Here is a 13,195-nt window from a genome sequence, read left to right as displayed (position 1 = left end):
GGCTCGCTCGACGGCCACTCGGTCGTCGAGACCGGCCGGCCTAGGTGGGGGAAACACCGAGCATGCGCGCACTGCGAATAATCCTGATCCTTGTCGTCGTTCTCGGCGGCCTGTTCGTGATCGCGGACCGGGTGGCGGTCGGGTTCGCGGAGGACAAGGCGGCGGACAAGATCAAGACCACCGAAGGCCTGGCCAGCACCCCTGACGTGTCCATCGAGGGCTTCCCCTTCCTCACCCAGGTCGTCGGCGGCGAGCTCGACGACGTGAAGATCGGCATCAAGGACTACGAGGCGTCGACGGGCGGCACGAACGCCGCGGCCGGCACGATCCGCATCGACGACCTCAACGCCGAGATGCACGGCGTGGCCTTCAACAGCGACTACAGCTCGGCCACCGCCACCAGCGCCACCGGCACCGCCTCCATCAGCTACGCCGAGCTCCTCAAGGCCGCCAAGGCCGAGCCCACGCAGGTCGCCTCCGGTGTCACCGCCCAGGTCATCGGCCTCTCCGACGGCGGCAACGGCAAGATCAAGGTGACGGTCGAGGCGACCGTCCTCGGCACCAAGCTGCCCCAGCCGGTGTCGGTGCTCAGCTCCGTCAGCGTCTCGGGCGACACGGTGAAGGTGCACGCGGACTCCCTGCCCAAGCTGGGCGTCGAGCTCGCCGAGGGCCGGATCCGCGCGATCACCGACTTCTCGCAGAAGATCGACGAACTCCCCGGCGGCATCCAGCTCGACAAGGTCGAGGCGGCGAAGAGCGGCGTGGACATCTCGGTGAAGGGTTCGGACGTCAAGCTGGTCGGGTAGGAGGGCAGACTGGCGGGGCCCGCTCGTCCCCGCATGTCCGAAGAGCGAGACGACCCCGTCCGTACAGCAGATGAGCTGTCGATGTGATGACGGATACAGGGCCCCGGAATCCCGGCGGATACGGCTGCGCCCCTCCCCTCGTCCCACATTGCGGACGATCGTGTCTCAAAATATGACACACCGGTGACATGGCTGCCTGTGCGTCCCTACGATCGGACGCATGAAGCGACAGGCGGATCTCACGAAGCGGCGGGCAGTAGACCTGTGCCGCGTCGCCGCCATGCTCTGTCGCACCTTCTGAGCGGAAGCGTTCGTCCTTCCGCGAGCCGGGCCCTTCGACCTCTCTTGTCGGGGCCACCCCCGCGCCGCACCGCCGCCTCAGGCGTGCCGCGCACCCCTCTCCAACGCACCACCCCGCCGCAACTGCCCCGGAGGAGAACGAGCATGAGCCGCAGCGACGTCCTGGTAGACGCCGACTGGGTCCAGGACCACCTGGACGACCCGAGCGTGGCCATCGTCGAGGTCGACGAGGACACGTCCGCGTACGAGAAGAACCACATCAAGAACGCGATCCGGATCGACTGGACCAAGGACCTCCAGGACCCGGTCCGCCGTGACTTCATCGACCAGGAGGGCTTCGAGAAGCTCCTGTCGTCGAAGGGCATCGGCAACGACACCCTCGTCGTCCTCTACGGCGGCAACAACAACTGGTTCGCGTCGTACGCCTACTGGTACTTCAAGCTCTACGGCCACGAGAACGTGAAGCTTCTCGACGGCGGCCGCAAGAAGTGGGAGCTCGACTCCCGCGACCTGGTCGCCGAGGTCCCCAACCGTGCCTCGACCGACTACAAGGCCAAGGCCCAGAACACCTCGATCCGCGCCTTCCGTGACGACGTCGTCGCCGCGATCGGTTCGCAGAACCTGGTTGACGTGCGCTCGCCCGACGAGTTCAGCGGCAAGCTGCTCGCGCCGGCCCACCTGCCGCAGGAGCAGTCGCAGCGTCCGGGCCACGTCCCGTCCGCGCGCAACATCCCGTGGTCGAAGAACGCCAACGACGACGGCACCTTCAAGTCGGACGACGAGCTCAAGGAGCTCTACGCCGACGAGCAGGTCGACCTCGCCAAGGACACGATCGCGTACTGCCGCATCGGTGAGCGTTCAGCGCTCACCTGGTTCGTGCTGCACGAGCTGCTCGGTGTCCAGAACGTCAAGAACTACGACGGCTCCTGGACCGAGTACGGCTCCCTCGTCGGCGTGCCGATCGAGCTCGGCGCCAACAAGTAACCCGGCTAAGCAACCCTCAAGGCCTGAAGGAACGGAATCGAAATATGTGTGGAGCGAAGGCCGGCGGCCCCGACGCCTCGACGATCAAGCCCGGTGAGACCACGATCCAGGGCCAGGTGACCCGCGACGGCGAGCCGGTGACGGGCTACGTCCGTCTCCTGGACTCGACCGGCGAGTTCACCGCCGAGGTCCCGACCTCGGCCACCGGACAGTTCCGCTTCTACGCGGCCGAGGGCACGTGGACCGTACGGGCCCTGGTGCCCGGCGGCACCGCCGACCGCACGGTCGTCGCCCAGACGGGTGGCCTCGCCGAGGTCGCGATCGCCGTCTGAAGCACCGGCCGCCGTCCCTGACGGCAGTCACCTGAACGGCCGAAGGGCCGCACCCCCGGGGGTTGGACGCTTACCGGATCGGGGTGCGGTCCTTCGGCTGTTCCGGCCGCTCACCGGACTGCTCCCACCCCTGCGCCGGCGGGCTTTCCCGGGCCTACGCTGGAGACATGTACGCACGCAGGCGGCACGTGTACTTCGCCATGATGGGGACGTGTATCGGGCTCTTCGTCCTGGCCTGGGGAGTCGTGCGGCTGTGGTCGATGCCCGTGGCCGTGGGAATGTGTGTGGTGGCGATGGTGATTCCGCCGCTGGCCGCGATGGTGGCCAACCGGCGGGGGCCCGAGGATCGCTGGTGGGACGACCCGTCCGGGGATCCCAAGTCCGACGAGTGGTGGGACGAGCTGGACGGGAAGAAGCGGCGGCCGTAGCAGCCGGCGGAAGGGCGTTCATGTCGCGTACGAGACTGTCCACCGTGGTGTTCGATGCGCCGGACGCGCATGAACTGGCCGACTTCTACATGCGGTTGCTCGGGTATGTGCTGCGCGCCGAGGAGCCGGACTGGGTGCTCATCGGCCCCCCGTTCGAAGGCACCGCGCTCGCCTTCGAGACCGAGCCGCTCTACACACCGCCCGTGTGGCCCGCGGGGCCCGGCGACCAGCGGATGATGCTGCACCTCGACATCGAGGTCGACGACCTGGACGAGGAGACGGCCCGCGCCCTCGCCGAGGGGGCGAAGCTCGCCGACCACCAGCCCCAGGAGGACGTACGGGTCTTCTTCGACCCGGCAGGGCATCCCTTCTGCCTCTGGGTGCACACGCGCGACAAGCACCGCAGGCGTCAGACGCGCCATGCGCGCCATACGCCTCAATAGACCAGCGCCTGCGTCCCGTCCGCCATCGCTTCCTGCACGAACACCTGCGCCCCCGCGATGCGTACGCCCTTCAGGACGTCCTTCTCCGTGATCTCGCGGCGGGCCGCGCACTGCGTGCACAGGGTGATGGACCCGGCCGCCAGGATCGAGTCGATCAGATCGGGCAGCGGTGCCGCGTGCGGAAGCTCGAACTCGGCGGCGCGACCCGGCAGCGCGAACCACGAGGACTCACCGGTCAGCCAGAGGGAGACCTCGACACCACTGGCCACGGCCACCGCCGCGACGGTGAACGCCTGTGAGCAGCGCTCCGGGGCATCGGCCCCCGCCGTCACCTTGATCACGAGCTTCTTCGCCATGCCCGAATGGTAGTCCGAATCGTAATCAACTCCTGTGCAACCCCATGCATTGGCCATGGGTCTCCTGTGCGCGCGGATACGGAATCCTCGCTTCACGTTCTGTGGGGGGACGTCTTGGAAGTAACTGAAGGCCCCGAAGCGCCTGAAAGACCTGTCGTGCCTGAAACACCTGTCGTGCCTGAAGATGTACCGGTTGTTGACTCTGGTACGACTTCCGGTGAACTCGACCCGGCCGCGCCGCGCGTCCGCCGACGCGGTCGTACGACGCTGCTCATCGCCACCGCCGCCGTGCTCGGGCTCGTCGCCGGTACCTGCGCCGGATATCTGGTCCAGGCCGACCGCGAGCCCACCAAGCTGGCCTCGCTGTCCCAGCCGGTGGTCGCACAGGCCAAGGGCGCGGGCCCCGAGCCGCTGTCCGCCGCCCAGGACTACCGGGTGAAGACGGACGGTGACCTGCGCAAGCTGCTGATCAAGCGGCCGAAGGGAGCGCAGAACCTCAGCTCCTTGCAGGGCGAGGACAACTGGCTGGACATCGGCGACTACGCGGACCAGCTCAAAAACTCGAACGAGGAGTTCAGAGAGCTCCTCGGCGCCGAGTTCCGTCGCGCGGCCGGCACCGAGTGGGGCGTCGGCCACACGTACACCGTCGAGATCCGGCTCGTGCAGTACCGCCAGGAGGAGGGCCTCGGAGCCGCCGACCGGTCCGCCAACTGGAACGTCGACGGCACCCGCGGCTGGCCCATTCCCGGCACCGGCGACGGCATGGCGTATGTGAGCACCAAGCCCGAGACGAAGCCCGGCTATCTGCCGCTGTACAAGGCGCAGGCGGCCGCCTGGCGCGGCGACATCGCCATGGAGATCTGGATCTACGACACCAAGCCGATCTCCAAGTCGAAGATCATGGACCTGGCCAAGCGGCAGATGGAGCGGCTGTGACCGAGCAACCGACAACCCCGGAGCCGCTGGAGCCCGTGGACGCCGTGAACTCCGTACCGGAGTCCGTGACGCCCGCCCCGGAGCCCGCTTCGGAGCCCGCGCCCGCCAAGAAGCCCGTGCGCCGCGGCCGTATCGCCGCCATCGCCGGTTCGGTCCTGCTCGTCGGAGCTGTCATCGGAGGCAGCGCCTACACCGGCGTGACCGTCCAGGACGCCGACCGTGACGCGGGCGCGCCGGTCTGGAAGTTCCCGAAGGCCTCGAAGAAGGACGCCAAGACGGCGAAGGCGGCCTCGGGGCTCGCCGCCATGCTCGTGCCGTACGAGAAGGACGGCTGGAGCCGGGGTCCGGACATCGCCGAGTTCGGCTCGGACGCCGCGCTGAGCGGGGGCGAGGCCGCCGCCCTGCGCAAGGAGTCGATCAGCGGTCTGCCCCGCACCCAGCGGCGGCGGATCGAGAAGCAGATCGACAAGCAGCACACCAAGGGCATGGTGATGCGCAGCTACCTGAGCACGGCGAACGCGAGCGACTCCCCGGTCTACGCCGAACGGGCCTTCACCGTGAGCATCGAGCTGATGCAGATGGAGGACAAGGCGGCGATCAAGAACATGTCGACGTTCCAGAACGAGCTCTTCGACACCCTCGGCATCTTCCGCGCCGGGCCGAAGATCACGGGCCACAAGAACGCCAAGTGCTTCCTGCCGCCCAAGGACAAGACAGAGAAGCTCGACATGATGATCTGCTCCGCCTACGAAGGGGACGTGCTGGTCAGCGTCACCGCCGAGGCGGCCAAGCCACTGAACACCAAGGGGGTCGCGTCGCTCCTGCGTGAGCAGCTCGACCGCATCGTCGAGCCGGGGGAGGCGGTATGACCGAGCAGACGGAACAGACGACACCGGTCGAGCAGGCCGAGCGCGCCGAGGACACCGAGCAGGCCGCGCAGACCGAGCAGGCGCCGCCGGTCGAGCCGCAGGCCGCCGTCACGCCGGTGCCCGAGGCGGCGCCCGCGGTCGTCGACCCGCTGGCACCCCCGGTGACGGTCGATCCCCTGGCGCCCCCGGCACCCCCGGCGCCCCCGGTGAAGAAGGACCGCCGAGTCCTGCGCGCCGTTCTGCGCTGGACCGCCGCCGTGGTGGTCTTCGGCGCGGTCGGTACGTCGGCCGCGTACGGCATCACGCGGATGGAGCGCACCGACGTACCCGGTCTGGCGACCGAGACGGACGGGCGCTGGGACTACCCGACGATCAGCAAGCCGCCGCTGCCGTCCGGCAGCCCGGCGCCGTTCGTCGACGCCAACAAGGCCGGCGCCCACTACGCCGATCTGCGCAAGCTGGTCCTCCCCGCCCCGAAGGGCGCGAAGGCCGACGCGGCGCTGCGCGGCGAGGACGGCTGGCTGGCGCGGAAGACCTTCCTGGCGGAGTACGCCGAGAAGGCGGACCAGGAGACGGTCGCGCAGCTGCTGACCGACTACGGCCTGCGGCACATCGCCGCCCGCGGCTGGACCACGCAGGACGGCACCCACACGCGGATCTACCTGCTGCAGTTCAACACCGCGGCCGTGGCGGACGAGGTGATCACCACCAAGCTCGCGAACTACGACTCCCCGCAGTACGCGGTGCGCGGCGCCGCCCTGACCGAGCGGGACGAGAAGTTCCCCGAGCGTGCGGCGGTCGACGAGATCACCCGGTTCGCGTACACGGAGAGCAAGCCGTACGGCGCCGAGCAGGTCCGTCAGGCGTATCTGTCGGCCGGGGACACCCTTGCCCTGATCGTCCAGTCCCGGAAGGGCACCGCGCAGGCGGTCCCGTTCCAGCAGACGGTGATCCTGCAGAGCCAGCTGCTCGGCTGAGCCGCCAGGGTGTACCTGACAGAGAGAGCCGGGCCCCAGCCGCGTAAGCTGGGGCCCGGCTCTTGTGTACTGCCTCTACCGCACCCGCTCATCCGAGGAGCACCCCGTGGAGATCTTCTTCGAAACCCTGCTGGTCCTGGTCTGCGTCGGCGTTCTCGCCTTCGCCGGACTGACCGTGAAGAAGCTGTACCAGGGCCAGCGCTGACCCCCATCGAGGAATTGCCGAGTTCATGATCGAGATCCCGTCCGACCTCCACAAGGACCTGGTCCCCCTCGTCTTCCTGCTCGGCAGCTGGGCCGGCGCGGGCGTCCACGACTTTCCCGGCTCCGAGAAGTGCAACTTCGGGCAGGAGGTCACCTTCTCGCACGACGGCCGTGACTTCCTGGAGTACCGGTCCCACACCTGGGTGCTGGACAGCGACGGGAACAAGGTCCGCCCGCTGGAGACCGAGTCCGGTTTCTGGCGCATCGACGCCGACCGCAAGGTCGAGGTCACGATGACCCGCGACGACGGCGTCGTGGAGATCTGGTACGGCGAGCTGGCCAAGCAGAAGCCGCAGATCGACCTGGTCACGGACGCCGTCGCCCGTACGGCCGCCTCCGGCCCCTACACCGGCGGCAAGCGCCTCTACGGCTACGTCAAGAGCGACCTCATGTGGGTCGGCGAGAAGCAGACCCCCGAGGTCGAGCTGCGCCCCTACATGTCGGCGCACCTGAAGAAGGTCGTCACCCCGGAGGACGTCGAGCGCTGGGCGAAGGCCCTGCCGGACGACATGCCGGACGACGGGATCGCTTTCTTCAAGTAGGCCTAGACTTCCAGTGTGGTGAGCACCGACTGGAAGAGCGACCTGAGGCAGCGCGGCTACCGGCTGACGCCGCAGCGCCAGCTTGTCCTCGAAGCCGTGGACACCCTGGAGCACGCGACCCCCGACGACATCCTCATCGAAGTGAGGAAGACGGCGTCGGGGGTCAACATTTCCACGGTCTACCGGACCCTGGAGCTCCTGGAGGAGCTGGACCTGGTCAGCCATGCCCATCTGGGGCACGGCGCGCCGACGTACCACCTGGCCGACCGGCACCACCACCTCCACCTCGTCTGCCGCGACTGCACGAACGTCATCGAGGCCGATGTCTCGGTCGCCGCCGAGTTCACCGCGAAGCTCCGCGACACGTTCGGCTTCGAGACGGACATGAAGCATTTCGCGATCTTCGGCCGCTGCAAGGACTGCGCGGCGAAGAAGTAGCGCCGGCGAGAAATAAATACGGCGGCTACTCGGTCGTAGGCTGTGTGGATATGAAGAGCCCCCTGCTGTCCCTGCCCGGAGCCGTTCCCGCCGAGGGTGTGGACGAAGCCGTCGCCGCGCACTACGGCGACCTGTTCCGCGAGCAGCGCACCCTCGCCGACGGCACCGGCTTCGTGGACCTCTCCCACCGCGGTGTCATCACCGTCACCGGCGAGGACCGGCTCAGCTGGCTGCACCTGCTGCTCACGCAGCACGTCACGGACCTCCCGGCGGGCCGCGCCACCGAGGCCCTGATCCTCTCCGCGCACGGCCACATCGAGCACGCGCTGTACCTCGTCGACGACGGCGAGACGGTGTGGATGCACGTGGAACCCGGCACCCAGGAGGCGCTGATCGCCTACCTGGAGTCGATGAAGTTCTTCTACCGGGTCGAAGTCGCCGACCGGACCGCCGACTTCGCGGTCGTGCACCTCCCGGCCGGTTCCATCGCCGAGGTCCCGCAGGGCGTCGTCGTACGCGAGACGCCGTACGGCCGTGATCTCTTCCTTCCGCGTGCGGACCTGGAGTCGTACGCGGCGGACACCGAGAAGCACGGCCCGGCGGTGGGGCTCCTCGCCTACGAGGCCCTGCGCGTCGAGAACCACCAGCCGCGCCTCGGCTTCGAGACCGACCACCGCACCATTCCGCACGAGCTGGGCTGGATCGGCAGCGCGGTGCACCTCGAGAAGGGCTGCTACCGCGGCCAGGAGACCGTCGCCCGCGTGCAGAACCTGGGCAAGCCCCCGCGCCGTCTGGTCTTCCTGCACCTCGACGGCAGCGAGGTCCATCTGCCGCCGCACGGCACCGAACTCCGCCTCGCGGCCGACGGCCCGGACGGCCGCACGATCGGCTTCATCACGACGTCCGTACGCCATCACGAGCTGGGCCCGATCGCGCTGGCACTGGTGAAGCGGAACGTACCCGTGGACGCGCCGCTGGTGGCCGACACGACGGCGGCGGCGCAGGAAGTCGTCGTAGAGCCGTAGGCGTAGGCGTATTGCCCTGGCCCTGGGCTCACATCTCCAGGAGCACGGTGAACGGGCCGTCGTTCGTCAGCGAGACGCGCATCTGTGCGCCGAAGCGGCCCGTCGCCACCGTCGCGCCCAGGGCGCGGAGTTGGGCGACGACCTCGTCGACGAGGGGCTCGGCCACGTCGCCGGGGGCGGCGGCGTTCCAGGTGGGGCGGCGGCCCTTGCGGGCGTCGCCGTACAGGGTGAACTGGCTGATGACGAGCAGCGGGGCGTCGATGTCGGAGCAGGACTTCTCGTCGGCCAGCATGCGGACCGACCAGAGTTTGCGGGCCAGTTGGGCCGCTTTCTCCTTGGTGTCCTCGTGTGTGACCCCGACGAGGACGCACAGCCCCTCGCCGTCGATCTCCCCGATCGTCTCGCCGTCCACGACGACGCTCGCGCCGTCCACTCTCTGCACCACCGCACGCATGCGGACCATCATGCCGTGCGGTCCCTTCGCGTGATTTCCAGGGGTCACCAACCCCCCATCTGGGGCCGATCGGGGGCACTCGGTCACATAGCGACCACTTGGGGTGGCACGATGCGGTGTGTTGCGGTGCATCCGTGGGGTGGACCGCGCCGGTCGAGGGGACGGTAGAGGCACATGAGCACACCGAGTACTGGGCAGCCGCCCGGAGCCGTGTCACTGACCCGCACGAGCCCACGGGCGGAACGGACGGACCGGACGGAACGGACCGGGGGTACGGGAGGGATGACCGCCTGGCCGCCGGTGCAGCGCACCGACAGCAGCCCGCTCTCCGCCGACCCGCCCCCGCACGACCTCGCCGTGCTCCGGCTGCCCGAACTGCGGACGCTGCGCCGGGACGCCCAGCGGGACGAGGCCGACCTCAGCTATGTGCGGCGGCTGCTCCAGGGACGCATCGACATCCTGCGGGCCGAGCTGGCGCGCCGTGGGAAGCGGCGGGCGCCCTCCCCGGCCTCGGGCCGGCTGTCGGTCGTCGGGCCCGGGGAGCCGTCGGTCGTCGAACGGCTCTCGGAGATCCTGACGGACGCACCCGCCCGGCACCGTTCGTCGGCCCGCCATGTGACAGTGGGCACACCGCACGGCGAGGAGTACCGGGCGCTGGCCGCGGACATGCTCGCCGAGGTCGAGCTGTCCGACCTGGACGCCCGTACGGATGAGGAGCTGGGCGCCGGGATGGGACGGCTCGTCCGGTACGAGCAGCAGGTCTCCCGACGGCGCCAGCAGCTCCAGCGCACGGCCGACGATTGCAGCGCCGAGATCGCCCGCAGGTACCGTGAAGGCGAAGCACAAGTAGACGACCTGCTCATGTGACGCGGCGGCCCCGGCGATCCCGGGGCTGTACGGCGGGCACGGCGACCACCAGGGCGATCACCCACCTGGTTCCGCGGGCGTGGGGGCGTGGTCCGGGACAGCCCGGGCAGGCGCCGCCTGAGCGGGTCCCGTTCCGGAAGGCCACCGCCGATGTCCGCCGCACCCGCAGACCCCTCCATATCCGAGGTATCCGCACCCGACGTTCCCGCCGCGCGTGCCGTATCCACCCCCGCGCAGCCGGTGCAGCCCGCGCCGCCCGTCCTCGCCGAGGTCGTACGGTCCGGCTTCGTCGAGGGGCGTCATCGCGGGAGCCTGGTGCTGCTGGCCGCGGACGGGTCGGTCGAGCTGGCGCTCGGTGAGGTGACGGCGCCGGTGTTCCCGCGCTCGTCGAACAAGCCGATGCAGGCGGCGGGTGTGCTGCGCGCGGGGCTCGACCTGGCCGGGGAGCGACTGGCCCTGGCCGCCGCGAGCCACTCCGGGGAGATCTTTCACCGTGATCTCGTCCAGAAGATGCTGGGCGAGCACGGGCTGACGGCCGCGCAGTTGCAGTGCCCGCCGGATCTGCCGCTGGACCCCGCCGAGGCCGAGATGTATCTCGCCGGGGGTGCCGTCCGTGACCGGGTCACCATGAACTGCTCCGGCAAGCACGCGGCGATGCTCGCGGTGTGCGCGCTGCGGGGCTGGCCGACGGAGTCGTACCTCGACCCCGGGCACCCCCTCCAGCAGCTGATCCACTCCGTGGTCGAGGAGGCTGCCGGGGAGCCTGTCGCCGCGGTCGGTACGGACGGCTGTGGGGCGCCCCTGATGGCCATCACCCTCACCGGGCTCGCCCGGGCCTTCCGCTCCTTCGTCCTCGCCGCCCCCGGCTCCGCCGAACGCCGTGTCGCCGACGCGATGCGGGCCCACCCCGAGTACGTCGCCGGTACGCGTCGCCCCGACACCTGGCTCATGCGCGAGGTTCCGGGTGCGCTGTCCAAGATGGGCGCGGAGGCCGTCCAGGCGGTCGCCCTTCCTGACGGCCGCGCCCTCGCCTTCAAGATCGACGACGGTGGGGGGCGGGCGCTGGGTCCTGTCCTCGCCCGTGCGCTCGGGCTGTTGGGCGTGGAGGCGCCGGTGGTGTCACGGATCGGGCGGGCGCCGCTGGTGGGCGGGGGTCGGGAGGTCGGGGAGATACGGGTGGCGTTCTGACGGGGTTTCCTCGCCCCCGCCGCCCCTACCCGTCCCATCCCTGGGGGCTGTGCCCCCAGACCCCCGCTAAAAGATTGCGCAGTTCCCCGCGCCCCTTTCAGGGGCGCGGGGAACTGCGCGAGCAACCCTCACCGGGGGTCTGGGGCGGAGCCCCAGAAGGATGGGACGGGTAGGGGCGGCGGGGGCGAAAATCCCCGCGACACCCCGCCGTCGTCCACCTAGCGTGGTTTCATGACCCGTCCCGCCCCCATCGACGTACGACCGATCACCGCCGCCGACACCCGAGAATGGACCCGCGCGCTGAACACGGGGTTCCTGCGCACGCCCACGGTGTCGGACAGGGAAGTCGAGGACCGGGGCTCATACATCGACCCCGCACGGACACTGGGCGCCTTCGACGGCCCCCGCTGCGTCGCCACGTTCCGATCGTTCCCGATGGAACTCACCACCGTGGGCGGCACCCCCGTCCCCGCCGACGCGATCTCGAACGTCACCGTCACCCCCACCCACCGCCGCCGCGGCCTCCTCACCCGCATGATGACGGCCGACCTCGCGGCAGCGAAGGAGCGGGGCGACGTCGTGGCGGCACTGATCGCCGCCGAGTACCCGATCTACGGGCGGTACGGCTTCGGTCCCGCCACCACCACCGCCGAGTGGACGATCGACGTACCGCGAGCCGGCCTCGACCCCCGCTGGTCGGGCCCGGCGGACGGCGGCCGTATCGACCTGGTGGACGGCGAGGAGGTCCGGAAGGCCGGCCCCGAGCTGCACGAACGGTTCCGGCGGAGCCGGCCAGGGGCGATCAACCGAGACGAGCGCTGGTGGCAGGTCAGCACCGGGGTGCTGCGCCTGGACCGTGTGCCGTGGCGGGATCCCTTCTTCGCGGTGTACCACTCGGCGGCCGGCGAGGTCGAGGGCCTGGTCTCGTACGAGTCGGACGACAACTGGGGCGACGCCAACCAGCCGCTGAACACGGCGAGCGTGAACTGGCTGATCGCGGTGACGCCGGCGGCCGAGCGGGCCCTGTGGCAGTACCTCTGCTCGATCGACTGGATCGTGCGAGTCAAGACGGGCCGGCGGGCCCCGGACGACCTGCTGCCGCGCTTCCTGCCCGATCCGCGCGCCGCCCGCATCACCACGCAGTCGGACTGGCTGTGGGTGCGGATCCTGGATGTCGTACGGGCTCTGGAGGCGCGTACGTACGAGGGTTCGGGCGGCAGCCTGGTCCTGGAGGTGACGGACCGGGACGGGCTGTCGGCCGGGCGCTACCGGCTGGACGCGGGACCGGAGGGCGCGTCCTGCGCGCCGACCACTCGGGACGCGGAACTCGTCTTGGACGTAGGTGAGTTGGCTGCGCTGTGGCTGGGCGACGAGTCGGCGGTGCGACTCGCCGCGCTGGGCCGGGTGCGGGAAGAACGAGCGGGCGCCGCCTCCATTGCCGACGCCCTGCTCCGCACGTCCAGGCGACCGTGGTGCCCGGACATCTTCTGATCTCGTGATCTTGCGATCTCGTGATCTCGTGATCTCGGCTGAGCGGTACTCCTTCCGTGCGGGCGATGGCTGATGACTGTCGATCCGTTGATCCGTAGCGATTCAGTTGTCGTGATGCGGTGACGCATTCAGTTGTGGCTGCGCATTCAGTTGTGGCTGTGCTGTGCGGTGTTACGGACTGACCGAGCTCCCGGCTCCCCTCCGGAAGGGAGCCCGGTCAGCCGGACTGCCGGACGGCGGCGTCCGATCAGCCGGACTGGGCGAGCAGCATCACGAGGATCACAGCTCCGATGCCGCTGATCATGGTGTTCTTGGCCTTGAGGCCGATGGACAGCGCGACGAACGCGATGATGCCCATCGGCCCGTACTCCCACTGGATGAGCTGTTCGAATCCGACGGCGAGAGCGGCGACGGCGAGGGCGATGAGCGGCATGGGTCCCTCCTGGTGGACAGGGCGACTCTGGCGGCCAACCTCCGGGAAGTTTGACCATGTTG

The 13,195-nt window shown here is 69.6% G+C and carries 18 protein-coding genes; 15 read left to right on the top strand and 3 right to left on the bottom strand.

The features are described 5' to 3' along the window. The first annotated feature begins 62 nt into the window (after positions 1–62). The 6 genes from AB5J50_RS23880 (at position 63) to AB5J50_RS23855 (ending at position 3,293) form a co-directional block, all read left to right on the top strand. Positions 63–806, top strand: a complete 744-nt coding sequence (locus AB5J50_RS23880) for a DUF2993 domain-containing protein (protein ID WP_327429812.1) — start codon at positions 63–65, stop codon at positions 804–806. 220 nt (positions 807–1,026) lie between these two features. Further along, positions 1,027–1,107, top strand: a complete 81-nt coding sequence (locus AB5J50_RS23875) for a putative leader peptide (protein ID WP_350310325.1) — start codon at positions 1,027–1,029, stop codon at positions 1,105–1,107. Positions 1,108–1,250: 143 nt separating this feature from the next. Continuing rightward, on the top strand, positions 1,251–2,090 hold the full coding sequence (locus AB5J50_RS23870; RefSeq protein ID WP_369260410.1) for a sulfurtransferase: 840 nt from the start codon (positions 1,251–1,253) through the stop codon (positions 2,088–2,090). Positions 2,091–2,134: 44 nt separating this feature from the next. Beyond that, positions 2,135–2,422 (top strand): DUF1416 domain-containing protein, encoded by a 288-nt coding sequence (locus tag AB5J50_RS23865; protein ID WP_054232391.1) that lies wholly within the window; start codon positions 2,135–2,137, stop codon positions 2,420–2,422. Positions 2,423–2,589: 167 nt separating this feature from the next. Then, positions 2,590–2,850: a DUF3099 domain-containing protein gene (locus tag AB5J50_RS23860; protein ID WP_327429810.1), complete on the top strand. Its 261-nt coding sequence runs from the start codon at positions 2,590–2,592 to the stop codon at positions 2,848–2,850. Positions 2,851–2,870: 20 nt separating this feature from the next. Further along, on the top strand, positions 2,871–3,293 hold the full coding sequence (locus AB5J50_RS23855; protein WP_369260409.1) for a VOC family protein: 423 nt from the start codon (positions 2,871–2,873) through the stop codon (positions 3,291–3,293). Here the strand turns inward: AB5J50_RS23855 and AB5J50_RS23850 are convergent. Continuing rightward, positions 3,287–3,649, bottom strand: coding sequence for a DsrE family protein (locus AB5J50_RS23850; RefSeq protein WP_369260408.1), 363 nt, complete (start codon positions 3,647–3,649; stop codon positions 3,287–3,289). The genes AB5J50_RS23855 and AB5J50_RS23850 overlap by 7 nt on opposite strands. A 174-nt stretch (positions 3,650–3,823) precedes the next feature. Between AB5J50_RS23850 and AB5J50_RS23845 the strand changes: the two genes are divergently transcribed. The 6 genes from AB5J50_RS23845 to AB5J50_RS23820 all read left to right on the top strand — a co-directional run bounded on the left by AB5J50_RS23845 (position 3,824) and on the right by AB5J50_RS23820 (position 8,700). Next, complete coding sequence (locus AB5J50_RS23845) at positions 3,824–4,585, top strand: hypothetical protein (protein WP_369260407.1); 762 nt, start codon at positions 3,824–3,826, stop codon at positions 4,583–4,585. After that, positions 4,582–5,454, top strand: a complete 873-nt coding sequence (locus AB5J50_RS23840) for a hypothetical protein (RefSeq protein WP_369260406.1) — start codon at positions 4,582–4,584, stop codon at positions 5,452–5,454. Before AB5J50_RS23845 ends, AB5J50_RS23840 begins: the two co-directional genes overlap by 4 nt. After that, the gene (locus tag AB5J50_RS23835) at positions 5,451–6,431 is read left to right on the top strand and encodes a hypothetical protein (RefSeq protein WP_369260405.1); all 981 of its coding nucleotides are present in this window, start codon (positions 5,451–5,453) and stop codon (positions 6,429–6,431) included. The genes AB5J50_RS23840 and AB5J50_RS23835 overlap by 4 nt, the downstream gene beginning before the upstream one ends. Positions 6,432–6,661: 230 nt before the next feature. Further along, the gene (locus tag AB5J50_RS23830; RefSeq protein WP_369260404.1) at positions 6,662–7,237 is read left to right on the top strand and encodes an FABP family protein; all 576 of its coding nucleotides are present in this window, start codon (positions 6,662–6,664) and stop codon (positions 7,235–7,237) included. A 15-nt stretch (positions 7,238–7,252) separates the two neighbouring features. Beyond that, positions 7,253–7,675: a transcriptional repressor gene (locus tag AB5J50_RS23825; RefSeq protein WP_327429803.1), complete on the top strand. Its 423-nt coding sequence runs from the start codon at positions 7,253–7,255 to the stop codon at positions 7,673–7,675. Between the two features lie 50 nt (positions 7,676–7,725). Further along, complete coding sequence (locus AB5J50_RS23820) at positions 7,726–8,700, top strand: folate-binding protein YgfZ (RefSeq protein ID WP_369260403.1); 975 nt, start codon at positions 7,726–7,728, stop codon at positions 8,698–8,700. A 28-nt stretch (positions 8,701–8,728) separates the two neighbouring features. On the opposite strand, the gene dtd is transcribed toward AB5J50_RS23820, so the two are convergent. Continuing rightward, positions 8,729–9,154: a D-aminoacyl-tRNA deacylase gene (gene dtd / locus AB5J50_RS23815; protein WP_369260402.1), complete on the bottom strand. Its 426-nt coding sequence runs from the start codon at positions 9,152–9,154 to the stop codon at positions 8,729–8,731. A 174-nt stretch (positions 9,155–9,328) separates the two neighbouring features. On the opposite strand from dtd, the gene AB5J50_RS23810 reads away from it, so the two are divergent. From AB5J50_RS23810 to AB5J50_RS23800, 3 genes are all read left to right on the top strand, one after another. Further along, a complete protein-coding gene (locus AB5J50_RS23810) occupies positions 9,329–10,021 on the top strand; it encodes a hypothetical protein (protein ID WP_369260401.1) in 693 nt (230 codons plus the stop codon). A 150-nt stretch (positions 10,022–10,171) separates the two neighbouring features. Further along, positions 10,172–11,209 (top strand): asparaginase, encoded by a 1,038-nt coding sequence (locus tag AB5J50_RS23805; RefSeq protein ID WP_369260400.1) that lies wholly within the window; start codon positions 10,172–10,174, stop codon positions 11,207–11,209. Positions 11,210–11,440: 231 nt separating this feature from the next. Beyond that, positions 11,441–12,700 (top strand): GNAT family N-acetyltransferase, encoded by a 1,260-nt coding sequence (locus tag AB5J50_RS23800; protein WP_369260399.1) that lies wholly within the window; start codon positions 11,441–11,443, stop codon positions 12,698–12,700. Positions 12,701–12,947: 247 nt separating this feature from the next. Here AB5J50_RS23800 and AB5J50_RS23795 read toward each other — a convergent pair whose 3' ends face one another. Then, on the bottom strand, positions 12,948–13,133 hold the full coding sequence (locus tag AB5J50_RS23795; RefSeq protein ID WP_327429797.1) for a hypothetical protein: 186 nt from the start codon (positions 13,131–13,133) through the stop codon (positions 12,948–12,950). Positions 13,134–13,195 lie beyond the last annotated feature (62 nt).

Origin of the sequence: Streptomyces sp. R35 (assembly GCF_041053035.1) — a bacterium.
GTDB classification, from domain to species: Bacteria; Actinomycetota; Actinomycetes; order Streptomycetales; family Streptomycetaceae; genus Streptomyces; species Streptomyces lutosisoli.
Note: the sequence above shows the minus strand (reverse complement) of the source record. Positions and strands in the feature narration are given on the sequence as shown.